Origin of the sequence: Paraburkholderia guartelaensis, from assembly GCF_004353905.1 — a bacterium.
GTDB classification, from domain to species: Bacteria; Pseudomonadota; Gammaproteobacteria; order Burkholderiales; family Burkholderiaceae; genus Paraburkholderia; species Paraburkholderia guartelaensis.
Genome location: NZ_SMOD01000005.1, coordinates 307,180 through 331,707, shown reverse-complemented (window position 1 = coordinate 331,707; position 24,528 = coordinate 307,180). Strand labels below are relative to the sequence as shown.

Sequence of the window (24,528 nt, the reverse complement as noted above, 5' to 3'; positions counted from 1 at the left end):
GAATTCACGAATGACCGGCCTCACGCCCCCAACCGCAGCATCCCTCTCGCCCGCCGCCGCTCGCGCGCTCCCCATAGTTCTCGACTCGAATGTCTGGCTCGATATCCTCGTGTTCGACGACCCGCACACGCGCCCCATTCGCGTGGCGCTCGAGCGAGGCGCGATCCGGGCGCTGATCGACGCACGCTGCCAGGCCGAGCTCGCCCACGTGCTCGACTATCCGCAGTTCGCTGGCCGCGGCGTCGCGAAAGCGGACGCGCTCGCGGCGCTGGCCGGCCTCGTCGAACTGATCGAACTGCCCGAGCTTCCCGCGGACGCGCGGCCCCTGCCCCAATGCCGCGACCGCGACGACCAGAAGTTTCTGGAGTTGGCGCGCGCAAGCGGCGCACAGTGGCTCGTCTCGAAGGACCGCGCGGTGCTCAAGCTCGCGAAACGCGTGGCGCGAGACTTTGGCTTTCGCATCGCCACGCCCGACGCCTTCGTCGCCGAATGCCTGCAAAACGCTGCTCAAGCAACGCAGGCCTGATATCCCCGCATCACGGCGCGCGCCCGGCCTGAACACCGCAGCCGCGCCGATTTGCCTACAATCGGACTTTTGAGCCAGTCTTCCCGTCCCAACGTCTGACTTCCGCCCGCGACATGAACGCACCGCATCCCACGCAGAATTCGCAGGACACCCTGCTCACGCCCTCTTTTCCGTCGCGTCTGCCGAACGTCGGCACGACGATCTTCACTGTGATGAGCGCGCTCGCCGCCGAAAAGGGCGCGGTCAACCTGGGCCAGGGCTTTCCCGACTTCGATTGCGACGCGCGCATCGTCGACGCCGTCTCGCAAGCCATGCGCGAGGGCCACAACCAGTACCCGCCGATGGCAGGCATCGCCGCGCTGCGCGAGGCGATCGCGGACAAGATCGAGCACGTGTACGGCCGCCGCTACGACGCAAATAGCGAGATCACGGTGACGGCCGGCGCCACGCAGGCGCTCCTCACGGCGATTCTCGCAACCGTGCACGCGGGCGACGAAGTGATCGTGGTCGAGCCGACCTACGACAGCTATTTGCCGTCGATCGAACTGGCGGGCGGCAAGCCCGTGTTCGTGACGCTCGAAGCACCCGACTACGCGATTCCGTTCGATCGCCTCGCCGCGGCCATCACGCCGAAAACGCGCCTCATCCTCATCAACACGCCGCACAACCCCACGGGCACGGTGTGGCGCGCCGAGGACATGCAAAAGCTCGAGGAGATCGTGCGCGGCACCAACGTGCTGATCCTCTCCGACGAGGTCTACGAGCACATGGTCTACGACGGCCAGCCGCACGAAAGCGTGGCGCGCTACCCGGAGCTGGCCGCGCGAAGCTTCATCGTGTCGAGCTTCGGCAAGACCTATCACGTGACGGGCTGGAAGGTCGGCTATGTCGCCGCGCCCGCGCCGCTCACGGCCGAGTTCCGCAAGGTGCATCAGTTCAACGTGTTCACCGTGAACACGCCGATGCAGTTCGGCCTCGCGCAGTATCTGCGCGATCCGAAGCCGTATCTGGAACTGCCCGCGTTCTACCAGAAGAAGCGCGACTTCTTCCGCGCCGGGCTCGCCAACACGCGCTTCAAGCTGCTGCCGTGCGAAGGCACCTACTTCCAGTGCGTGGACTATTCGGCGATCAGCGATCTGCCCGAAGCGGAATTCTCGAAGTGGCTCACAGCGGAGATCGGCGTGGCCGCCATTCCGGTGTCGGCGTTCTATCACGAGGCACATGAATCGGGCGTCGTGCGCTTTTGCTTCGCCAAGCAGGAAAGCACGCTAGCGACCGCGCTCGAGCGGCTCGCGCGGCTCTGAAGTCTTGCGCGCGCGATGAATCTGCGAACGGCAGTGCGTTCCCGATCATCGCGCGCAACAACGTGCAAAACGCCGCAACGCTTACGAGTTCGCCTCGATATACGCCTTGCGGTCGGCGTTGACGCGCTGCGCCATCGGGCGTTCACCGATCAGCTTGATATACGACTTCCAGTCGATGCCCACGTCGGTGAGGAAATCGCTGCCGTAGACCGCCTGCGTCGCGCGGCCCACGAGCGGCAGGCTCACGAACGCCGCCGCATCGGCCACGCCGAACTGCTCGCCCGCCACGTAAGGCGCGAACTTCGCGATCCGCCTGAAGGCCGCCACGTAGCGGCGCAGCCGCTTTTCCATGGTCGCCTTGACCTCGTCCGTCGCCTTGCTGCCGAAGAACGCCTCGCCATACAGCTCACGCGCGTTCAACTCCAGATGCGTTTCGATGAAGACGATGAGTTCGCGCTCCTTCGCTGCCTGCCACGGATCCGCCGCGAAAATGTGCTTCTCTGGAAAGCGGGCCGCCAGATATTCGACGATCACTTCCGACTCGCACAAAAAGCCCTGCTCCGTTTCGATATAAGGCACCTTGCCGGCCGGCGACTGCGCGAGCTGCGCCTCTTCGAGCGGCAGCTTGTTCGGCGCCTCCTCGAACGCGATGCCGTGCTCGAGCAGCAGAAGCTTGACCTTGTTGTAGTAATTCGAAAGCGCGAAACCGTGCAGCTTGATCATCCTCGTTGCCTCCTTGAGAGAGGCAGCTCCCTTTTCGGAACTGCCGAACCGTTTTCATAAAATTGTACGACCGTGCTATTCTAGGCTAATCATGGAGCCAGGCTTCCAATGACTTCACATCATTTCAACATTGAGACAATCGGCATCGTCGGCACCGGCGCGATGGGCCGCGGTATCGCCCAGATCGCCGCGCAGGCAGGCCTCGCGGTGCGCCTCTACGACACGAACCCGCAGGCGGTCGCCGCCGCGCGCGATTATCTCGCCGACACCTTCGCGAAACTCGCGGCAAAAGGCAAGCTCGATGATGCTGCCGCCAACGCCGCGCTCGAACGCGTGAGCGGCGCGCACACGCTCGATGAACTCGCGGTCTGCGATCTCGTGATCGAAGCGATCGTCGAGAATCTCGAAGCGAAGCGTACCCTCTTTCGCGAGCTCGAAAGCGTGGTGAGCGAGCGTTGCGTGCTCGTATCGAACACCTCGTCGCTTTCCATTACCGCCATCGCCGCCGCGTGCAGCGATCCATCGCGCGTCGCGGGCTATCACTTCTTCAACCCCGTGCCGCTCATGAAGGTGGTCGAAGTGATCGACGGCTTGCGCAGCGATCCCGCCGCGGGCGACGCGCTCATGGCGCTCGCGCGCCGCATGGGCCACACGCCGGTGCGCGCGAAGGACATGCCCGGCTTCATCGTCAATCACGCGGGCCGCGGCATGAATACCGAAGGCCTGCGCGTGGCGGGCGAAGGCGTAGCGAGCTTCGTCGACATCGATCGCGTCATGCGCGAACAGGCGGGCTTTCGCCTCGGACCGTTCGAGCTGCTCGACCTCACCGCCCTCGATGTCTCGCATCCGGTAATGGAGTCGATCTATCACCAGTTCTATGAAGAGCCGCGCTTCACGCCGTCGCCCATCACGGGCGTGCGGCTCGCGGGCGGGCTCGTTGGCCGCAAAGCCGGTGAAGGCTTCTATCGCTATGTCGATGGCAAGCAGCAGGTGCCCGACGAACCGGCCGCGCCCACTGCCCTGCCCGCGCGCGTCTGGGTGAGCCGCCGCAACGCCGCCGCGCGTGACGCCGTGCTCGCGCTCGCAGCAAAGGCCGGTGTGTCCGTCGACGAAGGCGATACGCCGGCAGCCGACTCGCTGATCGTCGTCGCGCCGCTCGGCCTCGATGCCACGACCGCCGCACTCGACGAGCAGCTCGACGCGAGCCGCGTCGTCGCCATCGACACGCTGTTCCCGCTCGACACCGCGAAGCGCCGCACGTTGATGACGACGCCCGCCACCACGCGCGCAGCACGCGACGCAGGCCATGCGCTCTTCGCCGCCGACGGCGTGCCCGTCACCGTGATCCGCGATTCGACGGGCTTCATCGCGCAGCGTATCGTCGCGACGATCGTCAACATCGGTTGCGACATCGCGCAAAAGCAGATCGCCACACCCGGCGACATCGACCTCGCGGTTACGCTGGGTCTGGGCTACCCGCGCGGCCCGCTCGCGCTCGGCGACGCACTGGGCGCTAGCACGATCCTCACGATCCTGCGCAACATCCACACCGTGCTCGGCGATCCGCGCTATCGCCCGTCGCCGTGGCTCGCGCGCCGCGCGCCGCTCGGCCTTTCGCTGACGCAAGCAGAAGCAGCAGACATCAACGCATCGAACGAGGCTCCGCAATGAGCGCCGAACTCCTCAGCACCCGCCCACAAGGCCACGAATCGACACTCGTCCTCACGCTGTCGAACCCCGGCGCACGCAACGCGCTGCATCCCGACATGTACGCCGCTGCCGTCGAAGCCTTCGACGCCGCCGAGCGCGACCCGTCGCTGCGCGCGATCGTCCTCACGGGCGCCGACAACTTCTTCTGCGCCGGCGGCAACCTCAACCGCCTGCTCGAAAACCGCGCGAAGGACCCTTCGGTGCAGGCCGCCAGCATCGACATGCTCGCTGCGTGGGTCACCGCGATGCGCCAGTCGAGCAAGCCGATCATCGCGGCCGTGGAAGGCGCGGCCGCCGGCGCGGGCTTCTCGCTCGCGCTTGCCGCCGACCTGCTCGTCGCCGCCGACGATGCCAAGTTCGTCATGGCCTATTCGCGCGTGGGTCTGACACCCGACGGCGGCGGCTCGTGGTTCCTCGCGCGCTCGCTCCCGCGCTCGCTCGCGTTCGAGCTGATGGTGGAAGGCAAGCCGATCGGCGCGGCGCGTCTCGCGGAACTGGGCGTCGTGAACCGGCTCGCGAAGCCGCAAACGGCGCTCGATACGGCGCTTGCCTGGGCCGACGAACTCGCGAAGATCTCGCCGAATTCGGTGGCGCGCATCAAGGGTTTGACGAACGTCGCGGACACGCAACCGCTCGAAACACAGCTTGCTGCGGAGCGCGAAAGTTTCGTCGCGTCGCTGCATCACCGCGACGGTCTCGAAGGCATTACCGCGTTCCTCGAAAAACGCGCCCCTGTCTACAAGTAAATCCGCGTCAATCCGCATGAGCGGCACACCCATGACCGAGTACCAGTTGCCCGCGCGCCGGCGCCTCTACGTGATGCGTCACGGCGACGTCACCTACTTCGACGAGACGGGTCGCGCAATCGACCCGGACACCGTGCCGCTCAACGAGAACGGTCGCGCCCAGGCGACCGCTGCCGGTGAAGCGTTCGCCTTGCAGGGGGTGCGTTTCGATCGCGTGATCGTGAGCGGACTGCGCCGCACGGTCGAGACCGCACAGCGCGTAATCGCGGCAACCGGTCAGTCGATCGAACTCGAAGTGCAGAGCGCGTGGGAGGAGATTCGCGGCGGGCGTCTCGCCGCCATTCCACCTGCCGAAGTCGAAGACGCGTTTCTGCGCGTGTTCGACGGCATCGTGCCGGAAGACACGCGCTTTCTCGGCGGCGAGACGATCGGCGAGCTGCTCGACCGCGTGCTGCCGCCGCTCGATGCGATGCGCGCCGACCCGTCGTGGGACTCGGCGCTGCTCGTGCTGCACGGCGGCGTGAACCGCGCGATTCTCTCGCATGCGATCACGGCGGGCGGACGCGCATTCTTCGGCCATCTCGCGCAGGCCACGGGCTGCATCAACGCGCTCGATGTCGGCGCCGCGCCGCGGGACTGGGTCGTGCGCATGCTCAACTACGCGCCGCCCACGCCGCTGCACCGCGACACACGCAACACGACGATGGAGATGCTGTACGCGCAATACCTGCGCTATAGACCGCACGGCTGAGGTGCGGCGACCCACAGGAGAATCAGGAGAAGGGAGACGAAAATGGCGCAAGCCACCCCGGATGGAGACACGCAAAACAACGCGCAAACGCGCCCCGACTACTCGGCGTTCGAAGGCACGCGCCCGGTTGCCGAGCGTCAGCGCTTCGACGTGGAGGCGCTGAGCGCCTGGCTCACCGCTCACGTGGAAGGCTTCAAAGGCCCTCTCACGATCGAGCAGTTCGCCGGCGGCCAGTCGAACCCGACGTTCAAGCTCGTCACGCCCGGCCGCACCTACGTGATGCGCGCGAAGCCGGGACCCAAGGCGAAGCTGCTGCCGTCTGCGCATGCGATCGAACGCGAATATCGCGTGATGGACGCGCTCGCCGCAACCGATGTACCGGTCGCAAAAATGCTCGCGCTCTGCGACGACGAAGCGGTGATTGGCCGCGCGTTCTACGTGATGGAGTTCGTCGAGGGGCGCGTGCTCTGGGACCAGTCGCTGCCCGGCATGACGCGCGAGCAACGCGGTGCGATCTACGACGAGATGAACCGTGTGATCGCAGCGCTCCACAACGTGAAGCCCGACGCCGTGGGTCTCGCCGACTACGGCAAGCCAGGCAATTATTTCGCACGCCAGATCGATCGCTGGAGCCGCCAGTATCAGGCCTCGGAAACGGAGCGCATCGACGCCATGCATCACCTGATCGAATGGCTGCCGCAGCACATGCCCGACGATGCGGGCTCGCGCGTATCGGTCGTGCATGGCGACTACCGCCTCGACAACCTGATCTTTCATCCGAACGAGCCGCGCGTGCTGGCCGTGCTCGACTGGGAACTCTCCACACTCGGCGACCCGCTCGCCGACTTCTCCTATCACTGCATGGCCTGGCACGTCGATCCCGCGCAGTTCCGCGGCATTGCCGGGCTCGACTGGCAAGCGCTCGGCATTCCCGACGAGGCGCAGTACGTCGCACGCTATTGCGAGCGCACCGGCCTCGAGATTCGCGGCGACTGGAACTTCTATCTTGCGTACAACATGTTCCGGATCGCGGCGATCCTGCAGGGCATCATGAAACGCGTGGTCGATGGCACAGCCGCGAGCGCGCAGGCCATCGACGCAGGCCGCCGCGCGAGGCCGATGGCGGAACTCGCCTGGCGCTACGCGCAGAAAGTTCGCTGAAACCCGATCGAGAACGACTCACTTTTCACTGTCACTGCATCGCATTGCGAGGTCACCGATGAATTTCGATTACTCCCCGAAAGTGCAGGCGCTGCGCGAGAAACTGCTCGCATTTTTCGACGAACACATCTATCCGAACGAAGCCGTCTTCCACGAGGAAGTCGAGCGCAATCGCGCGAACGGCAACGCGTGGGTGCCCACGGAGATCGTCGAGCAGTTGAAGGAACAAGCGCGCGCGGCCGGACTGTGGAACCTCTTCCTGCCCGCCTCCGAACGCGGCGCGGGCCTCACGAACCTCGAATACGCGCCGCTGTGCGAAATCATGGGCCGCGTGCACTGGGCGCCTGAAGTGTTCAACTGCAGCGCCCCCGACACCGGCAACATGGAAACGATAGAGCGCTACGGCAGCGAGGCGCACAAGCAGCAATGGCTCGCGCCGCTGCTGGCAGGCCAGATCCGCTCCGCCTTCCTGATGACCGAGCCCGACGTGGCCTCATCGGACGCGACGAACATCCAGACGCGCATCGAGCGCGACGGCGACGACTACGTGATCAACGGCACGAAGTGGTGGTCGTCGGGCGCGGGCGACCCGCGCTGCGCGATCTACATCCTGATGGGCAAGACCGACCCCGATGCGCCGCGCCATGCTCAACAGTCGATGATCCTCGTGCCGTCCGATACCGCCGGCATCACCGTGCGCCGCCCGCTCACCGTGTTCGGGTACGACGACGCGCCGCACGGCCATATGGAGATCACGCTCGAAAACGTGCGCGTACCGGCTTCGAACATCCTGCTCGGTGAAGGCCGCGGATTCGAGATCGCGCAAGGGCGGCTCGGGCCGGGCCGTATCCACCACTGCATGCGCCTGATCGGCCTCGCGGAACGCGCGCTCGAATTTATGGCGAAGCGCGCCCTCTCGCGCGTGGCGTTCGGCAAGGCGGTTGCCCAGCAGACGGTCACGCAGGAGCGCATTGCCGAAGCGCGCTGCATGATCGAACAGGCCCGACTGCTCACGCTCAAGACCGCTTACATGATGGACACCGTCGGTAACAAGGGCGCGCGCGGCGAGATCGCCATGATCAAGGTAGTGGCGCCGAACATGGCCTGCCAGGTGATCGACTGGGCCATGCAGGTGCACGGCGCGGCGGGCGTGAGCGGCGACTTCCCGCTGGCGTACTCGTACGCTTCGGCGCGCACGCTGCGCTTCGCGGACGGCCCCGACGAAGTACACCGCAACGCCATCGCCAAGCTCGAACTCGCGCGCCATATGGACGCTGGCGCGGCATCGCGCGTGGAGATGCCGGTTACGCGGTCGTAATCCCGCGTAAGTCCACAAGCGCAGCAGGGGCGCTCATGCGCCTTCTGCGAGCGACGCCGATCTATGCTAATTTGCGCCAGATCGGGCGTCGCGGAAGACTATCCGGACTTTCGCGGCGCCTTCTTTCATGGTGCCAAGGAGCCACGATGATCGACGTCTACAGCTGGGCCACGCCGAACGGTCACAAAGTCCATATCATGCTCGAGGAAACCGGCCTCGAATACCGGGTGCATCCGGTCGATATCGGTGCGGGCGACCAGTTCAAGCCCGAATTCCTCGCCATCAGCCCGAACAACAAGATTCCCGCCATTACCGACTCAGAAGGCCCGCGCCGCGCCGACGGCCAGCCGTTCTCGCTGTTCGAGTCGGGCGCGATCCTGATCTATCTCGCTGCGAAAACCGGCCGCTTCATGCCCGAGGATCTCGCAGCGCGCTACGACGTGCTGCAATGGGTGATGTTCCAGATGGGCGGACTCGGCCCCATGCTCGGCCAGGCGCACCACTTCCGCATCTACGCGCCCGAGAAGATCGAGTATGCGGTCAATCGCTACACGAACGAAGCGAAGCGGCTCTACAACGTGATGGAAACGCAACTGGAAAAGACCGAATATCTGGCCGGCGACGAGTACACCATCGCGGATATCGCCGCTTTCCCGTGGACGCGCTCCTGGCAAAACCAGGGCATCGATCTCGATTCGCTGCCCAACGTGAAGCGCTGGCACGAGACGATCGCGGCGCGGCCGGCCGTCAAGCGCGGCGTGGAAGTGCTCGCCAATGTGCGCAAGCCGCTCATGGATGAGAAGGCGAAGGAGATGCTGTTCGGCGCGACGCAGTACGCCAGGCACTAACGCATTGCGCTGAAGCCCACGCAAAACCAAAGGGGCGCCCGCCTTGCAGCGGAGCGCCCCTTTTCGTTGACTTCGCAACAACCTTAGAAGTAGTGCCGCGTAATGAATTCGGCCACGCATGCGGGCCGTTCGCTGCCTTCGCGCTCGATGCTCACGTCCCACACGACCTGCACCCCGCCGCCTTCCACGTCGCTCACTTCTTTCACCGCGATACGTGCTCGCACCTTCGCGCCCACGGGCACCGGCTGCGTGAAGCGCACGCGGTTGAGCCCGTAGTTCACACCCATGCTCTGACGCATGTGCAGCGTTGCTCCGAGCAGCACGGGAATCAGGGAAAGCGTGAGAAAGCCGTGCGCAATCGGGCCGCCAAAAGGCGACTCGCGGCGCGCGCGCTCGGCGTCGATGTGGATCCACTGGTGGTCGCCCGTGGCGTCGGCAAAACCGTGCACGTCCGCCTCACTCACCTCGCGCCAGCCGCTCACGAGCGGCCCTGCGCCGATCAGCGCGCGCAACGCCGCCGCGTCGGCAATCTGCATGACATCGCTTTCGCTCACGATGCGCTCCCTGGATGGCGAAGGCCGAACAGCGCCTTCGAACGCACGGTCACGATCAGCTCGCCGTGCTGGTTGTGTCCTTCCCACTGCGTTTCGACGATACCGCGGTCCGGCTTGCTCGCCGAGACGCGCTTGCTCAGGATTGCGTTCGTCATCGTGAGTGTGTCGCCCACGCGCGTGGGCTTGAGCCAGCGGATCTCGTCGACGCCGGGCGAGCCCATCGAGGTCGAGTCCTTGAGAAAGTTGCGCACGAGCATGCCCATCATGACCGAACAGGTATGCCAGCCGCTCGCAACGAGCCCGCCGAACATCGACGCCTCGCCGCCCGCCTCGCTCATGTGGAACGGTTGCGGATCGAACTGCTCCGCGAATTGCACCACCTCGTCACGCCCAAAGGTGTGGGAACCGACCACATAGCGCTTGCCCACTTCGAGATCTTCGTAACTCACGCCCATCCGTATTCTCCGCCGATGTTGCCCTGTTGTTGCCTGCTGCCACCACGCGCTACGCTGCTGCCTGCGCGAAACCGGGCAGCGAAGCGAAGCGTTCGAGATGATGATCGACGTCACCGAGCGTCGTTTCGATGATCGCGAGACGCTTGAACAGATGCGCGGCCGCCACTTCGTTGGTGACGCCCATGCCGCCGTGCAGTTGCACGGCCTGCTGGCCGATAAAACGCGCCGCCTGCCCCACGCGCACCTTCGCTGCCGAGATCGCGCGGCGCCGCTCGTCGGCCGATTCGCTACTGTATCGCGCGGCGGCGAGGTAAGTCAGCGAGCGGGCCTGCTCGGCGTGGATCAGCATCTCTGCCATGCGGTGCTGCAGCGCCTGGAAGCGCGCGATCGGCACGCCGAACTGTTGACGCGTCTTCGTGTATTCGACCGTTGCGTGGTTGAGCGCGTCCATGGCACCCACGGCTTCCGCACATAGCAGGAACGTGGCGTAGTCGGCAATCTTCTCCCACGTCGCCGCGCCGGTGTGCACGTCGCCAAGGCGTCGCGCGTGCGCTTCCTTGAAGGTCAGCGTCGCGGCGCGCTGGCCGTCGATCGTGCGGTAATCGCTCACGTCGACACCCTTCGCATCGCGCGCGACGACAAAAAGCGCAACCTCGCCCGCGAAGCGCGCCGGCACGATCCAGTAGTCGGCCTGGGCACCGTGCTGCACGACCGATTTCGTGCCGGTAAGCGCAAAGCCGTCGCCCGTTTCCTTCGCCTGCGTTTCCAGAGAGAACAGGTCGTAGCGCGACTGCGGCTCATGGAACGCCGCAGCAAGCTTGACCTCGCCCGAGGCGACGCGTTCGAGCAGCGCCGCGTTTTCCGCATCTGCCGCACCGCCCGCGAGCTTGAGCGCCTCGACGGCCACCGCGGTTGCCCAGTACGGCTCGACCACGAGCGCGCGGCCCAGCTGCTGCATGACGACGAGCATGTCGAATGGCGCGCCGTCGAAACCGCCCTGCTCCGCCGGCACCGGCAGCGCGGTCAGTCCCAACTCGACGAACGCGTTCCAGTGCTGGTCCGAAACGCCAGCGGGTGTCTTCACGATCGCCTGGCGCGCTTCGAAGGCGTAGTTCTTGTCGAGATAGCGACGCAGCGCGTCGGCGAGTTGCTGTTGTTCTTCGGTGAAATTGAAGTTCATTGCGCCGCTCCTCAAATCCCCAGAATCATCTGCGAGATGATGTTCTTCTGAATTTCGTTCGACCCGCCGTAGATCGACGTCTTCCGATAGTTGAAGTAGTACGCCGCGAGCGGGGCCGCGTCGTCGTCGCCGCCGGCCGCTTGTTCGTGCTCGCCCTCGAGGAACGCCGGATCGAACGGCGCCGCAAGCGGGCCGATCGCATCGACCATCAGCTCGGTCAGCGCCTGCTGGATCTCCGTGCCCTTGATCTTGAGCATCGACGCTTCGGGACCGGGGCCGCGTCCGTTCGACGCGCTCGCGATCACGCGCTCGGCGGTCACTTCGAGCGCCATCAGCTCGATTTCGACGGCAGCCACGCGCGCCGCGAATACGGGGTCTTCGAGCAGCGGCTTCCCACGCTTCTTCTGCTTGAGCGCGACGCTCTTGAGGAATGCGAGTTCGCGGTTCGACGCGCCCACGCGCGCGATACCCGTACGCTCGTGGCCGAGCAGATACTTCGCGTAGGTCCAGCCGCGGTTCTCGTCGCCAACGAGATTTTCGACGGGCACCTTCACGTCTTCGAAAAATACTTCGTTGACCTCATGGTCTTCATCGAGCGTGATGATCGGACGCACGGTGATGCCGGGCGTTTTCATGTCGATGAGGAGAAAGGAGATGCCTTCCTGTTTCTTCGCCGCAGGGTCGGTGCGCACGAGGCAGAACATCATGTCGGCGTGCTGGCCGAGCGTGGTCCAGGTCTTCTGGCCGTTCACGACGTAGTGATCGCCTTCACCGCTTTTCACAAGTACGGCACGCGTGCGCAACGATGCGAGGTCGGAACCCGAGCCCGGCTCGGAGTAGCCCTGGCACCACCAGTCTTCACCGGAAAGGATGCGCGGGAGATAGCGGCGCTTTTGGGCTTCGTTACCGTACTTCATGAGCACGGGCGCGACCATCGACACGCCGAACGGCAGTACCGGCGGCGCGCCGATGCGGCCGCACTCGGCGTCCCAGATGTGGCGTTGCGCTTCTGTCCAGCCAGGGCCGCCCCATTCCGCGGGCCATGCGGGCGCGGACCAGCCCTTCTTGCCTAGCAGCTTGTGCCAGTTGGCAATGTCGTCGCGCGAGAGGCGTTTGTGGTTGAGAACCTTGTCGCGCATCGCTTGAGGCAGATTGGCCTCGAGCCAGGCGCGGATTTCGGCGCGAAATGCGTCGTCAGCGGGGGTGTAGTCCAGATCCATACGCAATGTCTCCTGGCCGCGGCCGGTGCGAGCGAACCTCGCGCCGCGGCGAAGACCCGCATGGCGTTATTGCAGCGGACCCTTCAACGCGGCCGGAACCGGTAGCGGCATCACATCGATGCCTTCTTCGACGAGAGCTTGCGCATCGTCCGCGGAAGCGACTCCACGGATGTTGCGCGACGGCGCTTCGTTGTAGTGAATGCGCCGCGCCTCCTCGGCGAAACGGTCGCCTACGTTCTCCGTCTTCTCGAGGACCTCTCGGATCACACCCATCGCATGCGCCTGCCATTGCGCCGCCTGCTCTTGCGGCGACGCTTTCGGCGTTTCGCTCGCGCCGGACAGGTTCAGCCGGGGCGCGGACGGCAAGCGGGTCACATGGGTGGCGCCGCACATCGGACATTCGACCAGCTTGCGGGACAGTTGCGACTCGAAGTCGTCAACCGATGCGAACCAGCCTTCAAACCGATGGCCGTCTGGACACTGTAAATCGAGGACCTTCATGGGGAATCGAGGCTTGCGATGAGTTTAGCGCAAATCGTAAATTTGTGAACGACCGTTCGAAAAAATTCCTGCGGCCAGCCACCGGGGATTTCCCGGGGGTTCGATTGTAGCGCTGCTCGGGCGGGCGCGCTGAAGGTGCTTCGAGGCCTGTTTTGCTTCGGACGCGCGTAGAAGCGACAACGGCGGCCACAAGGGCCGCCGTCGATCGGGAATTCGCTGCGCCGTGTAGCGCGTGTCAGCCCTGCTCTGCCTTCGCGAGCGGCCACGCACCCGAGAGCGCCTTTTCGAGCCAGAACGTGCCGACAATCGTCTTCACGTCGGTGATCTTGCCCGTACGCACCCATTCGAGCAGTTCGGGAACCGTCGCCGTGAACGTTTCGAGGAACTCGCCGTCGTCGAGCTGCGCCGCGCCGGCGGTCAGCCCGCGTGCGAGGTAAATGTCGATGAACTCGGTCGAGTACGAGATCACGGGATGGATCTGCGCGAGATAGACATACTCGCGCGCCGTATAGCCCGTCTCCTCCTTCAGTTCGCGGATCGCGCAGGCGAGCGCGCCTTCCTGCGGATCGAGCTTGCCTGCCGGGAATTCGGTCATCACGCGCGAGAGCGGATAGCGGTACTGGCGCTCCATCAGCACGCGGCCGTCGTCGAACAGCGGGATGACCATCACCGCGCCAGGATGCTGAACGAACTCGCGCGTGGCGTGCTTGCCGTCCGGCAGCGCAACGGTGTCGCGCTTCAGGGTAAGAAAATTGCCTGCGTAGAGCGTCGTGCTTTCCACGCACGTCTCGGCGAGTGCCGGGTCGTGTTGATGATGTTCAGCCATAGTCAGCCTCGTGGGTGCTCAAAAAATCGGGAAACCGCGGGCGCGCCGCTTGAAGTGGAATCGGTCGAACTGCGGGCCAGACTGCGGGTCGCACAGCGCGTGCCGGCCACAGGCCGGCGACGCGCGTCACGCCGGGCGGCGTTTGACGAGATATTGCCAGGTGAAGCCGGGGAACGCGAACACGACAAAAAGACTGAAGGTGATCGCGTAAAACTGCCAGCCCTGGTCAAAACGATTGCCGGCGCGCGCCTCCAGCAGGAAGCCGAACGTACCGACCACAAAATACAGCACGATCATTTCAGCGATGCGAATCCACGCACTCTTCTTCGGTGCGCGAAGCGGCACGACGCCGAACAATCGCTGGTTGAGGAACGGCAGGTTGGCGCCCGCGAGCGCCAACAGCACGATGAACCAGCCCGCTGCCGACATCAGAGCGGCAGCGTATGCGTGACAGCCTGCAGGCAGATCGACATCAGCGGGCCAGGAATGATGCCCAGCACGAGCACCGCCACGCCGTTGAGCGTGAGCAGCGCGCGGTTGCATGCGTGGCTCTCGATCGGTGCTTCGTCCTGCGGTGCGTCGAAGTACATCAGCTTGACGATACGCAGGTAGTAGAACGCGCCGAACAGCGACGTGATAACGGCGAGCACCGCAAGCCACGTGAGGCCCGCATTCATGGTCGCTTCGAGCACAGCGAGCTTCGCGTAGAAGCCGACGGTCGGCGGAATGCCGGCGAGCGAGAACATCATGAGCATCATCACGAACGCGAACACCGGGTTGCGCTGGTTCAGGCCCTTGAAGTCGTCGATCGTTTCCGCTTCGAAATCGCGGCGCGAAAGCAGCATGACGATGCCGAAGGCGCCGAGCGTCGTGATCAGATAGACGATGCTGTAGAACATGGCCGAGCTGTATGCGCTGGCCGCGCCCGTCGCCTTGTTGTCGACGATGCCGGCGAGCAGGCCGAGCAGCACGAAGCCCATGTTCGAAATGGCCGAGTACGCGAGCATGCGCTTGATGTTGCGCTGGACGATACCCGTGATGTTGCCGACGATCATCGAAAGTGCCGCGAGGATGATCAGCATCTCCTGCCAGTCCACTGCCAGCGGCAGCAGGCCCATCACGAGGAAGCGCACGGCCCAGGCGAATGCCGCGACCTTCGGGCCGCCGCCGGTGAGCAGCGTCATGGCCGTAGGCGCGCCTTGATAGACGTCCGGCACCCACATGTGGAACGGCACCGCACCCATCTTGAACGCCACGCCGGCGACGATGAACACCACGCCGAACAGCAGGACGATATCGTTGATGTGGCCCGAAGCCACCGCCTTGAACACTTCGTTCAGCTCGAGCGAGCCGGTCGCGCCGTACAGCATCGAGATGCCGTAGAGCAGGAAGCCCGAAGCGAGCGCACCCAGCACGTAGTACTTCATGGCCGCTTCGTTCGACTGCGCCGCGTTACGACGCAGTGCGATGACCGCGTAGAGCGAGAGCGACATCAACTCGAGGCCGAGGTACAGCGTGAGGAAGTTGTTGCCCGAGATCATCGTGAGCTGGCCGAGAAGCGAGAACAGGCCAAGCAGGAAGAACTCGCCCCGGAACATGTCGCGGTCTTCGAGGTACTTGCGCGAGTACACGATCGACACGGCGTAGCCGAGCGTGACCACTGCCTTCATGGCGCTCGCGAACGGATCGACCACGTACATGCGCGTGAAGTAGTAGTACACGTGCGGATCGAACGCGTCCACCGCGAACCAGATACCGGCTATGACCGTGGTCAGCAGCGCGATGAAGTAGGTCGTGCGCCGGCCTTCAGGACCGGTGAACGTGTCGTTGAGCCACGCGACGACGAGGCCGGTCATCACCAGGCCGTCGGGCAGCAGAGCGTACATAGGGGCGTTTGGCATGATCTTTTGTTCCTCCGCTCGGGTATTACTGTGACAGCGGCAGTTTCGACACTGCGACGTGGGAGAGGAGGTTTTCCACGGAAACGTGCATCACATCGGTAAAGGGCTTCGGGTAGACGCCCATGAAAAGCGTAAACAGTGCAAGCACTCCAAGAATGAAGTATTCGCGACAGTTGATGTCCTTCAGCTCGCGAACGTGATCGTTCGCGATGGCGCCGAAGTACACCCGCTTGTACATCCACAACGTATAGGCCGCGCCCAGGATCAGCGTGAACGCCGCCCCGAATGCGATCCAGAAGTTGTACTTCACGGCCGCCAGAATCACCATGAATTCGCCGACGAATCCCGAGGTGCCCGGCAGACCGCAGTTGGCCATCGCGAACAGCATGACCAGCGCCGCGAACTTCGGCATGGTGTTGACCACACCACCGTAGTCCGCGATATCGCGTGTGTGCATGCGGTCGTACAGCACACCGATGCACAGGAACATGGCGCCCGAGACGAAACCGTGCGAGATCATCTGGATGATCCCGCCTTCCATCGCGAGCTGGCTCGATTCGCCGAACATAAAGAAGCCGAGCGTGACGAAGCCCATGTGGGCAATCGACGAGTACGCGACCAGCTTCTTCATGTCCGCCTGCACCATCGCCACGAGGCCGATGTAGATCACGGCGATCAGGGACAACGTGATGATGACCGGCGCCAGGTAGTGGCTCGCGTCCGGCGTGACCGGCAGCGAGAAACGCAGGAAACCGTACGCGCCGAGCTTGAGCATGATCGCAGCCAGCACGACCGAGCCGCCCGTGGGCGCTTCGACGTGCGCGTCCGGCAACCACGTGTGGACCGGCCACATCGGCACCTTGACGGCGAACGCGAAGAAGAACGCGATGAACAGCAAGATTTGCGGCGTCATGGCGATCTTCGCGGCCTGCCACGTGGCGAGGTCGAAGGTCCCGGTAATGCGGTACAGGTACAGCAACGCGACCAGCATGAGCAGCGAGCCGGCCAGCGTGTAGAGAAAGAACTTGAACGCTGCGTACACGCGGTTCGGGCCGCCCCACACACCGATGATGATGTACATCGGAATGAGCGTGGCTTCGAAGAACACGTAGAACAGCAGACCGTCGGCGGCGCAGAAAACGCCGATCATGATGCCCGACAGGATGAGGAACGACGCGTAATACTGCGCGACGTTCTTCGTGATGACCTGCCAGCCCGCGATCACGACGATCACGGTGATGAGCGCCGTCAGCACGACGAACCACATCGCGATGCCGTCGACGCCCAGGTGATACGCAATATTGAACCGCTCGATCCAGACCGCCTTCTCCTCGAACTGCAGGGAAGCCGTGCTCGTATCGAAGCCCGCAACGAGCGGAAGGGTGACGAGGAAACTAAGCACCGAACCGATGAGTGCGAGCCAGCGGTCCGCACTCGGGTTCCGACGGGAACCCACTACAAGAACGATGACGCCGAATACGATCGGCATCCATATCGCAATACTGAGAATCGGAGTTGCGTGCATGCGTTTCCTCGCCTTATTTTGCCTTATTTGCCGCCGAGCGTTACAAACAGGGTAAGGAGGCCAAGCATGCCAATGATCATGGCAAATGCGTAGTGATAGATATAGCCGGATTGCAGGAAACGAATGACAGTTGCAAACCAGCCGATAAACTTGGCGCTCCCGTTTACGACGCCGTCGATCACGACGACATCGCCCTCCTTCCACAGACCGCGACCGATCGCAACTGCTCCGCGAGCGAAGACAATTTCGTTGATCTTGTCGAGGTAATACGCGTTTGCCAGCAGCTTGTAGACCGGCGAGAAAGTGCGCGACACGACGGCCGGCAGTTCCGGGCGCTTCATGTAGAAGAACCACGCCACCACCACACCCGCGAGTGCGAGCCACACCGGCAGACCCGAGAACGCATGCGCGCCCATCGCGGCCCAGCCCTGGAATTCCTTGCCCATCTCCGCGAGCGCTTCGTGGTTCTCGCCAACGAAGATGACGTTCTGGAACGCCACGCCATGCGAGAAGAAGTCACCGAAGAGCAGCGGCTGGATTGCGAACGCACCGGCGATCACCGAAGGAATCGCGAGCAGAACGAGCGGCACCCAGATGACCCACGGCGACTCGTGCGGCACGTGCACGTGGTGTTCGTCGTGGCCATGATCGCCATGACCGTGGGCTGCTTCGATCGCCATCGGCGATTCCGGATGCTTCGGACCGCGGAAGCGCTCTTCACCGTGGAACACGAGGAAGTACATACGGAACGAGTACAGCGCCGTGACGAACACGCTTGCCACGACGGCGAAGTACGCGAAGCCCGAACCCGGCAGGTGCGAGAGCTTCACGGCGTCGATGATCGAATCCTTCGAGTAGAAGCCCGAGAAGAACGGCGTGCCGATCAGCGCGAGCGAACCGATGAGCGAGGTGATCCACGTGATCGGCATGTACTTGCGCAGGCCGCCCATGTTGCGCATGTCCTGGTCGTGGTGCATGCCGATGATGACCGAGCCCGCGCCGAGGAACAGCAGCGCCTTGAAGAACGCGTGCGTCATCAGGTGGAAGATCGCGACCGGGTAAGCCGAAACGCCGAGCGCAACCGTCATGTAGCCGAGCTGCGAGAGCGTGGAGTAAGCCACGACACGCTTGATGTCGTTCTGGACCACGCCGAGGAAGCCCATGAAGAGCGCGGTAATGGCGCCGATCACGACGATGAACGACAGCGCGGCTTCCGAGAGTTCGAACAGCGGCGACATGCGCGCGACCATGAAGATACCGGCCGTCACCATGGTTGCCGCGTGAATCAGTGCGGAGATCGGCGTCGGGCCTTCCATCGAGTCCGGGAGCCAGACGTGCAGCGGGAACTGAGCCGACTTGCCCATCGCGCCGATGAAGAGGCAGATACACGCAACGGTGAGCAGGTTCCACGAGGTGCCCGGGAACGTCAGCGCGGCGATTTCATGACCCTTCGCGAAGATGTCGTTGTAGTTCAGCGAGCCGCCGAACGCGAGCAACAGGCCGATACCGAGCAGGAAGCCGAAGTCGCCCACGCGGTTCACGAGGAACGCCTTCATGTTCGCGTAGATCGCGCTTTCACGCTTGAAGTAGAAGCCGATCAGCAGGTACGAGACGAGGCCCACCGCTTCCCAGCCGAAGAACAGCTGCAGGAAGTTGTTGCTCATCACGAGCATCAGCATCGAGAACGTAAAGAGCGCGATGTACGAGAAGAAGCGCTGGTAGCCCTCTTCTTCCGCCATGTAGCCGATCGTGTAGATGTGCACCATCAGCGACACGAAGGTCACGACGACCATCATGAGCGCCGTCAACGAGTCGATGAGGAAGCCTACTTCGAACTTGAGGCTGCCAACCGACATCCATTCGTAGACGGTCGCGTTGAAGCTCGCGCCGCCCATCACGTCGAAGAGCGTAATGCACGAAAGCACGAACGCAATCGCGACGCCGAGAATGGTCACCGTATGCGCGCCCGCGCGCCCGATCGTGTTGCCAAAGAGACCGGCAATCAGAGAACCGGCGAGAGGAGCCAGCGGGATCGCCAGCAGAAGAGTTTCGTTAAGAGTCGTTGCCATAAAGTCAGCCTGCCTTAGCCTTTGAGCTGATCGAGATCCTCGACATTGATCGTGTCGAGGCTGCGGAACAGGGTCACAAGAATAGCCAGACCAATTGCAGCTTCCGCCGCCGCAACTGTAAGCACGAAGAACACGAAAATCTGTCCGTGAACGTCACCGAGGTAATGCGAGAACGCGACGAAGTTCGTGTTCACCGCTAACAGCATCAGCTCAATCGCCATCAGGATGATGATGACGTTGCGCCGATTCAAAAAGATTCCGACGATCGAGATCGCAAAAAGGATCGCGCCGAGGACGAGGTAATGGGCCAGTGTCAGCATGGTTCGCTCCTTCGCGCTTAGCTCTTCGTTGCCGGTGCGGCCGGCGCGGCACCCGCCGCGGGCGCAGCCCCGGCTTCGGCTTGCGCCGGTTCCGCCGGCTCCGGCACTTCCACGACGGCCTGCATCTTCACGAGGCGCACGCGGTCCTGGCGACGCACGTTGACCTGCTTCGACACGTTCTGGCGCTTCGAGTCCTTCGGCTCGCGCACCGTGAGCGCGATGGCCGCGACGATCGCCACCAGCAGCACGAGGCCGGCGACTTCGAAGGCGAAGATGTAGTCGGTGTAGATGATCTTGCCGATCAGGTGTGCGTTCGAAATCGCGGCAGCAGCGGCCGGCGTGGTGTCGGGCACCGGCGTGCTCGTCGCACCATAGCCGTGCCACAGGATCAGCGCGGTTTCGACCACGATGATCGCGCCCACGATGGTCGCCACCGGGATGAAGCGCTTGAAGTCGCGGCTCAGCACGTCGATGTTGATGTCCAGCATCATCACCACGAACAGGAACAGCACCATCACCGCGCCCACGTAGACGAGCACCAGCAGGATCGCGAGGAATTCAGCCTCGAGCAGCATCCAGATCGCGGCCGCGTTGAAGAACGCGAGCACGAGGAAGAGCGCAGACGCGACAGGATTGCGCGAAGTGATCACCTTCAGCCCTGACAGCGTGAGCAGCAGCGCGAAGATGTAGAACAGGACGGTCGTGAATTCCATGATTACTGGTTCATCGTTGAGGCCTTCGTGAGGCGGATTGCGCAGCGCAGACTGGCGGCCAGACCAGAGAGCGTCGCGCCGCGGCGGTCAGGCTGCGGTAAAGCGCGGGCGTTCGGCACACGCGTTCCCCACAGCCGGCCCGGACCGCGGGCCGATGCAGCGTCAAACTGAAAGATCAACGGTACGGTGCATCCGCTGCCTTGTTCGCCGCGATCTGCGCTTCATAGCGATCGCCAACGGCCAGCAGCATATCCTTCGTGAAATACAGATCGCCGCGCTTCTCGCCGTGATACTCGAGAATGTGCGTTTCGACGATCGAGTCGACCGGGCAGCTCTCTTCGCAGAAACCGCAGAAGATGCACTTGGTCAGGTCGATGTCGTAACGCGTCGTGCGGCGCGTGTTGTCCTCGCGCACTTCCGATTCGATCGTGATCGCGAGCGCGGGGCACACGGCCTCGCACAGCTTGCACGCGATGCAGCGCTCTTCGCCATTTTCATAGCGGCGCAGCGCGTGCAAACCCCGAAAACGCGGGGACATAGGCGTCTTTTCTTCCGGGAACTGCACGGTGAACTTGCGCTTGAAGGTGTAACGACCCGTCAGCGCGAGCCCCTTGAGCAGCTCGGTCAGGAAAAACGTCTTGAAGAAGTTTTGGATAGCGTTCATGGTTGTGTTCGCCCCTTATTTCCAGATGCTCAACGGCGACATGTACCAGAACCCGACCACGATCAGCCACACGATGCACACCGGAATGAACACCTTCCAGCCGAGACGCATGATCTGGTCATAGCGATAGCGCGGGAACGTCGCGCGGGCCCAGATGAAGACCGACAACAGGCAGAAAACCTTCAGCACCAGCCAGAACACGCCCGGGATGAAGTCGAGGAACGCGAACGGGGCGCTCCAGCCGCCAAGGAACAGCACCGACGCGAGCGCCGAGATCACGATCATGTTGATGTACTCGGCGAGGAAGAACAGCGCGAACGCCATCCCCGAGTAATCGATCATGTGACCCGCGACGATTTCCGACTCCCCTTCCACCACGTCGAACGGGTGGCGGTTCGTTTCGGCGATGCCCGAGATGAAGTAGACGACGAACATCGGCAGCAGCGGCAGCCAGTTCCACGAGAGGAACGTAATGCCCCAGTTCGCAAACATGCCGCGCATCTGGCCTTCGACGATCACCGAGAGGTTCAGGCTGCCCGACACCATCAGCACGACGACGAGCGCGAAGCCCATCGAAATTTCGTACGAAACCATCTGCGCCGCGGCGCGCATGGCGCCGAGGAACGCGTACTTCGAGTTCGACGCCCAGCCCGCCAGAATCACGCCGTACACGCCGATCGACGAGATCGCCATCGCGTAGAGCAGACCCGCGTTGATGTCGCCGAGCACCGCGCCCGCCTGGAACGGAATCACCGCCCAGACCGCGAAGGCCGGGACCACCACCATGATCGGCGCGACCATGTAGATCCAGCGGCTTGCCTGCGCGGGCTGAATCACTTCCTTGAGCAGCAGCTTCAGCACGTCGGCGATCGGCTGCAACAGACCTGCGGGACCCACGCGGTTCGGGCCGAGACGCACGTGCATCCAGCCGATCAGCTTGCGCTCCCAGAGGATCAGGTACGCCACGCACAGCAGGATCACCACCGCGACGACGAGAATGCGCACCAGCGCCCAGACGGTGGGCCATGCCACGCCGAGCAGCTGGCTGCCGCCTGCATTGATCGTATCGAACAAGCTCATTTACGCCTTCTCCACCAGCAGTTCACCGAACAGGCTGCCGAGTTGCGCACCGGCCGGCGTCGCCGCCGACACGCGCACGACTGTCGGCGCAAGATTCGCATCGCGCGTCGCGGGCGCCGTTACCGACAGATCGCCCTGACGCACGCGCACGGCGTCGCCTTCCTTCAGGCCGAGCTGGTCGAAGTATGCCGCCGGCAGGCCGATCGCGTTCGCCACGCGGGCAGCCATGGTGAGCTGCAGCGCTTCGCCGCGGCGCACGATTTGATCGGCGTGGTAAATCGGCACGTCGGCGATGCGCTCGAAGCGGCCTTCAGCGGCCTTCGCGAGGCTGCCGCGCGCAACCGTGGCGCCGGCCTTGTTCGACAGACGGCCTTCGAAGCTGCCGTCGCCCATCGCCTTGCGGCGCACTTCCTCGGCGGTGTCGTATTCGAAACCCTTGGCGCCCAGCAGCGTGCCGAGCACGCGCAGGACCTTCCATGCCGGACGCGTGTCGCCGAGCGGGCGCACGACACCGTTGAAGGTCTGAGCCGTACCTTCGGCGTTGATGAAGGTGCCCGACGTTTCCGTGTACGGCGCGATGGGCAGTAGCACGTCGGCGTAGTCGAGGCCCGTCTTGTAGGGCGAGAACACGGCGACCATTTCGGCCTGCGCGAGCGCGGCGCGCGCGGCGGCCGGGTTGGCCGTATCGAATTCCGGCTCGACGTTGAAGAGCAGATAGCCCTTGCGCGGCTGCTCGAACGCTTCGCGTGCGTTCAGGCCGTCGCGGCCCGGCAGTGCGCCGGCGATATGCGCGCCGACCGTGTTGGCCGCTTCCGTGAGGAAGCCAAGCGTTGCGCCCGTCGTTTCGGCGATGAACTGAGCGGCTGCGTGCAGGCGCGAGAATTCCGGATGCTGGACCGCGGCGTTGCCGAGCAGCACATAGCGGCGCTCACCGTTTGCAAGCGATGCGGCAACCTGTTTCGCGGCTTCCGTAGCCTGTGCGCCCGCGAAGCCTTCCGGCACCGCAACGCCCTTCGCTTCGGCAACGGCCGCTGCGATCGACGCGAGTTCGTCGAACCATGCCGAGGGTGCGGCGACGATGCGCTGCGCGTTCGGGATCAGCGAGCCGTCAGCGGTGGCTTGCAGGAAGCTGACCTGCGCACCGCCCTTCGCAGCCTGGCGCAGACGCGCGGCGAACAGCGCGTGGTCGCGGCGCAGGAACGAGCCGATCACGAATGCCGAGTCGGCATACGAGAGTTCGGCGATCTTCGTGCCGAGCCACGGCGCGCCTTCGAGCGGCGCCGAGAAGTCGCTCTGGCGCAGGCGGAAGTCGACGTTCGGCGTGCCGATCGCGTCCGCGAACTGCTTGGCGAGATAGAGTTCTTCGAGCGTGCTGTGCGGGCTCGCGAGCAGCGCGAGCTGGTTCTCGCCGTGCTCGTCGCAAATGCCCTTGATGCCCTTTACGACGTATTCGAGCGCGGTCTGCCAGTCGGTTTCGATCCACTCGCCGCCCTGCTTGATCATCGGGCGCGTGAGACGGTCTTCGCTGTTCAGGCCTTCGTACGAGAAGCGGTCCTTGTCCGAGATCCAGCATTCGTTGATGGATTCGTTCTCGAACGGCAGCACGCGCATCACGCGGTTGTTCTTCACCTGCACGACGAGGTTCGCACCCGTTGCGTCGTGCGGGCTCACCGACTTGCGGCGCGACAGTTCCCACGTACGCGCCGAGAAGCGGAACGGCTTGCTCGTGAGCGCGCCGACCGGGCACAGGTCGATCATGTTGCCCGAGAGTTCCGAGTCGACCGTCTTGCCGACGAACGAGGTAATTTCCGAGTGCTCGCCGCGGCCGAGCATCCCGAGCTCCATCACGCCGGCGATTTCGTCGCCGAAGCGCACGCAGCGCGTGCAGTGGATGCAGCGCGACATCTCTTCCATCGAGATGAGCGGACCGACGTTCTTGTGGAACACCACGCGCTTTTCTTCGCTGTAGCGCGAGGCGGACTTGCCGTAACCAACGGCCAGATCCTGAAGCTGGCATTCGCCGCCCTGATCGCAGATCGGGCAGTCGAGCGGGTGGTTGATCAGCAGGAATTCCATCACGGCTTGCTGACCCTGCACGGCCTTGTCCGACATGGTGCGCACGACCATGCCTTGCGACACCGGCGTCGCGCACGCGGGCACGGCCTTCGGCATCTTCTCGACATCGACGAGACACATCCGGCAGTTGGCCGCGATGGAGAGCTTCTTGTGATAGCAGAAGTGCGGGATGTACGTGTCCACGCGCTGAGCAGCCTGGATCACCATGCTGCCCTCGGGCACCTGCACCTTCTTGCCGTCTATTTCAAGTTCAACCATGATGGTTAATCGTCCCTAACCTGTTACCGCTCAATTTCACAGCGGCATTCCCCGTTGCGTCGTGCTACGTGGCGATGTGCGCAACCCGGCACAACGCGC

At 63.8% G+C, this 24,528-nt stretch carries 24 protein-coding genes; 8 read left to right on the top strand and 16 right to left on the bottom strand.

Features of this window, described 5'->3' with window-relative positions; genetic code table 11:
- Nucleotides 1-10: 10 nt before the first annotated feature.
- Nucleotides 11-526 carry a putative toxin-antitoxin system toxin component, PIN family gene (locus tag E1N52_RS09360; protein ID WP_133182128.1) on the top strand — a complete coding sequence of 172 codons (516 nt, stop codon included), beginning with the start codon at nt 11-13 and terminating at the stop codon, nt 524-526.
- Between the two features lie 113 nt (nt 527-639).
- Nucleotides 640-1,830: a pyridoxal phosphate-dependent aminotransferase gene (locus E1N52_RS09355; RefSeq protein WP_133182126.1), complete on the top strand. Its 1,191-nt coding sequence runs from the start codon at nt 640-642 to the stop codon at nt 1,828-1,830.
- Between the two features lie 81 nt (nt 1,831-1,911).
- On the opposite strand, the gene E1N52_RS09350 is transcribed toward E1N52_RS09355, so the two are convergent.
- The gene (locus E1N52_RS09350; protein WP_133182124.1) at nt 1,912-2,553 is read right to left on the bottom strand and encodes a glutathione S-transferase family protein; all 642 of its coding nucleotides are present in this window, start codon (nt 2,551-2,553) and stop codon (nt 1,912-1,914) included.
- A 108-nt stretch (nt 2,554-2,661) separates the two neighbouring features.
- Between E1N52_RS09350 and E1N52_RS09345 the strand changes: the two genes are divergently transcribed.
- The 6 genes from E1N52_RS09345 to E1N52_RS09320 all read left to right on the top strand — a co-directional run bounded on the left by E1N52_RS09345 (nt 2,662) and on the right by E1N52_RS09320 (nt 9,087).
- Nucleotides 2,662-4,224, top strand: a complete 1,563-nt coding sequence (locus E1N52_RS09345; protein WP_133182122.1) for a 3-hydroxyacyl-CoA dehydrogenase — start codon at nt 2,662-2,664, stop codon at nt 4,222-4,224.
- Entirely contained in the window at nt 4,221-5,009 is a 789-nt protein-coding gene (locus tag E1N52_RS09340; protein WP_133182121.1) for an oxepin-CoA hydrolase, alternative type, read from the top strand. Before E1N52_RS09345 ends, E1N52_RS09340 begins: the two co-directional genes overlap by 4 nt.
- A gap of 31 nt (nt 5,010-5,040) precedes the next feature.
- Nucleotides 5,041-5,760, top strand: coding sequence for a histidine phosphatase family protein (locus E1N52_RS09335; protein ID WP_133182192.1), 720 nt, complete (start codon nt 5,041-5,043; stop codon nt 5,758-5,760).
- A gap of 42 nt (nt 5,761-5,802) precedes the next feature.
- Entirely contained in the window at nt 5,803-6,921 is a 1,119-nt protein-coding gene (locus E1N52_RS09330; RefSeq protein WP_133182119.1) for a phosphotransferase, read from the top strand.
- Nucleotides 6,922-6,979: 58 nt separating this feature from the next.
- Entirely contained in the window at nt 6,980-8,239 is a 1,260-nt protein-coding gene (locus E1N52_RS09325) for an acyl-CoA dehydrogenase family protein (RefSeq protein WP_133182117.1), read from the top strand.
- 146 nt (nt 8,240-8,385) lie between these two features.
- Nucleotides 8,386-9,087 carry a glutathione binding-like protein gene (locus tag E1N52_RS09320; RefSeq protein ID WP_133182115.1) on the top strand — a complete coding sequence of 234 codons (702 nt, stop codon included), beginning with the start codon at nt 8,386-8,388 and terminating at the stop codon, nt 9,085-9,087.
- 83 nt (nt 9,088-9,170) lie between these two features.
- Here the strand turns inward: E1N52_RS09320 and E1N52_RS09315 are convergent, their stop codons facing one another.
- From E1N52_RS09315 to nuoG, 15 genes are all read right to left on the bottom strand, one after another.
- Nucleotides 9,171-9,623: a MaoC family dehydratase gene (locus E1N52_RS09315; protein ID WP_133182190.1), complete on the bottom strand. Its 453-nt coding sequence runs from the start codon at nt 9,621-9,623 to the stop codon at nt 9,171-9,173.
- 14 nt (nt 9,624-9,637) lie between these two features.
- Entirely contained in the window at nt 9,638-10,096 is a 459-nt protein-coding gene (locus E1N52_RS09310; protein WP_133182113.1) for a MaoC family dehydratase, read from the bottom strand.
- Between the two features lie 49 nt (nt 10,097-10,145).
- Nucleotides 10,146-11,276, bottom strand: a complete 1,131-nt coding sequence (locus tag E1N52_RS09305) for an acyl-CoA dehydrogenase family protein (RefSeq protein ID WP_133182111.1) — start codon at nt 11,274-11,276, stop codon at nt 10,146-10,148.
- An 11-nt stretch (nt 11,277-11,287) separates the two neighbouring features.
- Nucleotides 11,288-12,496, bottom strand: coding sequence for an acyl-CoA dehydrogenase family protein (locus E1N52_RS09300; protein ID WP_133182109.1), 1,209 nt, complete (start codon nt 12,494-12,496; stop codon nt 11,288-11,290).
- A gap of 66 nt (nt 12,497-12,562) precedes the next feature.
- The gene (locus E1N52_RS09295; protein ID WP_133182107.1) at nt 12,563-12,997 is read right to left on the bottom strand and encodes a DUF1178 family protein; all 435 of its coding nucleotides are present in this window, start codon (nt 12,995-12,997) and stop codon (nt 12,563-12,565) included.
- A 235-nt stretch (nt 12,998-13,232) separates the two neighbouring features.
- A complete protein-coding gene (locus E1N52_RS09290) occupies nt 13,233-13,823 on the bottom strand; it encodes an NUDIX domain-containing protein (protein ID WP_028205665.1) in 591 nt (196 codons plus the stop codon).
- A 126-nt stretch (nt 13,824-13,949) separates the two neighbouring features.
- Nucleotides 13,950-14,252 carry a DUF2818 family protein gene (locus tag E1N52_RS09285; RefSeq protein ID WP_028205666.1) on the bottom strand — a complete coding sequence of 101 codons (303 nt, stop codon included), beginning with the start codon at nt 14,250-14,252 and terminating at the stop codon, nt 13,950-13,952.
- The gene (nuoN, locus tag E1N52_RS09280; RefSeq protein ID WP_133182105.1) at nt 14,252-15,724 is read right to left on the bottom strand and encodes an NADH-quinone oxidoreductase subunit NuoN; all 1,473 of its coding nucleotides are present in this window, start codon (nt 15,722-15,724) and stop codon (nt 14,252-14,254) included. Before nuoN ends, E1N52_RS09285 begins: the two co-directional genes overlap by 1 nt.
- A 25-nt stretch (nt 15,725-15,749) precedes the next feature.
- Complete coding sequence (locus E1N52_RS09275; RefSeq protein ID WP_133182103.1) at nt 15,750-17,249, bottom strand: NADH-quinone oxidoreductase subunit M; 1,500 nt, start codon at nt 17,247-17,249, stop codon at nt 15,750-15,752.
- Nucleotides 17,250-17,272: 23 nt separating this feature from the next.
- Nucleotides 17,273-19,318, bottom strand: coding sequence for an NADH-quinone oxidoreductase subunit L (gene nuoL / locus E1N52_RS09270; protein WP_133182101.1), 2,046 nt, complete (start codon nt 19,316-19,318; stop codon nt 17,273-17,275).
- A gap of 14 nt (nt 19,319-19,332) precedes the next feature.
- Nucleotides 19,333-19,638 carry an NADH-quinone oxidoreductase subunit NuoK gene (gene nuoK / locus E1N52_RS09265; RefSeq protein WP_006052894.1) on the bottom strand — a complete coding sequence of 102 codons (306 nt, stop codon included), beginning with the start codon at nt 19,636-19,638 and terminating at the stop codon, nt 19,333-19,335.
- A gap of 17 nt (nt 19,639-19,655) precedes the next feature.
- Complete coding sequence (locus tag E1N52_RS09260) at nt 19,656-20,351, bottom strand: NADH-quinone oxidoreductase subunit J (protein WP_133182099.1); 696 nt, start codon at nt 20,349-20,351, stop codon at nt 19,656-19,658.
- A 175-nt stretch (nt 20,352-20,526) separates the two neighbouring features.
- Nucleotides 20,527-21,015, bottom strand: a complete 489-nt coding sequence (nuoI, locus tag E1N52_RS09255; RefSeq protein WP_028210402.1) for an NADH-quinone oxidoreductase subunit NuoI — start codon at nt 21,013-21,015, stop codon at nt 20,527-20,529.
- 15 nt (nt 21,016-21,030) lie between these two features.
- Nucleotides 21,031-22,095 carry an NADH-quinone oxidoreductase subunit NuoH gene (gene nuoH, locus E1N52_RS09250; protein WP_042271744.1) on the bottom strand — a complete coding sequence of 355 codons (1,065 nt, stop codon included), beginning with the start codon at nt 22,093-22,095 and terminating at the stop codon, nt 21,031-21,033.
- A complete protein-coding gene (gene nuoG / locus E1N52_RS09245) occupies nt 22,096-24,429 on the bottom strand; it encodes an NADH-quinone oxidoreductase subunit NuoG (protein ID WP_133182097.1) in 2,334 nt (777 codons plus the stop codon).
- Nucleotides 24,430-24,528 lie beyond the last annotated feature (99 nt).

Excerpts from the sequence above, each read along its gene's own strand:
- E1N52_RS09360 (WP_133182128.1), top strand. The coding sequence starts at position 11 with ATGACCGGCCTCACGCCCCCAACCGCAGCATCCCTCTCGCCCGCCGCC.
- E1N52_RS09355 (WP_133182126.1), top strand. The coding sequence starts at position 640 with ATGAACGCACCGCATCCCACGCAGAATTCGCAGGACACCCTGCTCACG.
- E1N52_RS09350 (WP_133182124.1), bottom strand. The coding sequence starts at position 2,553 with ATGATCAAGCTGCACGGTTTCGCGCTTTCGAATTACTACAACAAGGTC.
- E1N52_RS09345 (WP_133182122.1), top strand. The coding sequence starts at position 2,662 with ATGACTTCACATCATTTCAACATTGAGACAATCGGCATCGTCGGCACC.
- E1N52_RS09340 (WP_133182121.1), top strand. The coding sequence starts at position 4,221 with ATGAGCGCCGAACTCCTCAGCACCCGCCCACAAGGCCACGAATCGACA.
- E1N52_RS09335 (WP_133182192.1), top strand. The coding sequence starts at position 5,041 with ATGACCGAGTACCAGTTGCCCGCGCGCCGGCGCCTCTACGTGATGCGT.
- E1N52_RS09330 (WP_133182119.1), top strand. The coding sequence starts at position 5,803 with ATGGCGCAAGCCACCCCGGATGGAGACACGCAAAACAACGCGCAAACG.
- E1N52_RS09325 (WP_133182117.1), top strand. The coding sequence starts at position 6,980 with ATGAATTTCGATTACTCCCCGAAAGTGCAGGCGCTGCGCGAGAAACTG.
- E1N52_RS09320 (WP_133182115.1), top strand. The coding sequence starts at position 8,386 with ATGATCGACGTCTACAGCTGGGCCACGCCGAACGGTCACAAAGTCCAT.
- E1N52_RS09315 (WP_133182190.1), bottom strand. The coding sequence starts at position 9,623 with ATGCAGATTGCCGACGCGGCGGCGTTGCGCGCGCTGATCGGCGCAGGG.
- E1N52_RS09310 (WP_133182113.1), bottom strand. The coding sequence starts at position 10,096 with ATGGGCGTGAGTTACGAAGATCTCGAAGTGGGCAAGCGCTATGTGGTC.
- E1N52_RS09305 (WP_133182111.1), bottom strand. The coding sequence starts at position 11,276 with ATGAACTTCAATTTCACCGAAGAACAACAGCAACTCGCCGACGCGCTG.
- E1N52_RS09300 (WP_133182109.1), bottom strand. The coding sequence starts at position 12,496 with ATGGATCTGGACTACACCCCCGCTGACGACGCATTTCGCGCCGAAATC.
- E1N52_RS09295 (WP_133182107.1), bottom strand. The coding sequence starts at position 12,997 with ATGAAGGTCCTCGATTTACAGTGTCCAGACGGCCATCGGTTTGAAGGC.
- E1N52_RS09290 (WP_028205665.1), bottom strand. The coding sequence starts at position 13,823 with ATGGCTGAACATCATCAACACGACCCGGCACTCGCCGAGACGTGCGTG.
- E1N52_RS09285 (WP_028205666.1), bottom strand. The coding sequence starts at position 14,252 with ATGTCGGCAGCGGGCTGGTTCATCGTGCTGTTGGCGCTCGCGGGCGCC.
- nuoN (WP_133182105.1), bottom strand. The coding sequence starts at position 15,724 with ATGCCAAACGCCCCTATGTACGCTCTGCTGCCCGACGGCCTGGTGATG.
- E1N52_RS09275 (WP_133182103.1), bottom strand. The coding sequence starts at position 17,249 with ATGCACGCAACTCCGATTCTCAGTATTGCGATATGGATGCCGATCGTA.
- nuoL (WP_133182101.1), bottom strand. The coding sequence starts at position 19,318 with ATGGCAACGACTCTTAACGAAACTCTTCTGCTGGCGATCCCGCTGGCT.
- nuoK (WP_006052894.1), bottom strand. The coding sequence starts at position 19,638 with ATGCTGACACTGGCCCATTACCTCGTCCTCGGCGCGATCCTTTTTGCG.
- E1N52_RS09260 (WP_133182099.1), bottom strand. The coding sequence starts at position 20,351 with ATGGAATTCACGACCGTCCTGTTCTACATCTTCGCGCTGCTGCTCACG.
- nuoI (WP_028210402.1), bottom strand. The coding sequence starts at position 21,015 with ATGAACGCTATCCAAAACTTCTTCAAGACGTTTTTCCTGACCGAGCTG.
- nuoH (WP_042271744.1), bottom strand. The coding sequence starts at position 22,095 with ATGAGCTTGTTCGATACGATCAATGCAGGCGGCAGCCAGCTGCTCGGC.
- nuoG (WP_133182097.1), bottom strand. The coding sequence starts at position 24,429 with ATGGTTGAACTTGAAATAGACGGCAAGAAGGTGCAGGTGCCCGAGGGC.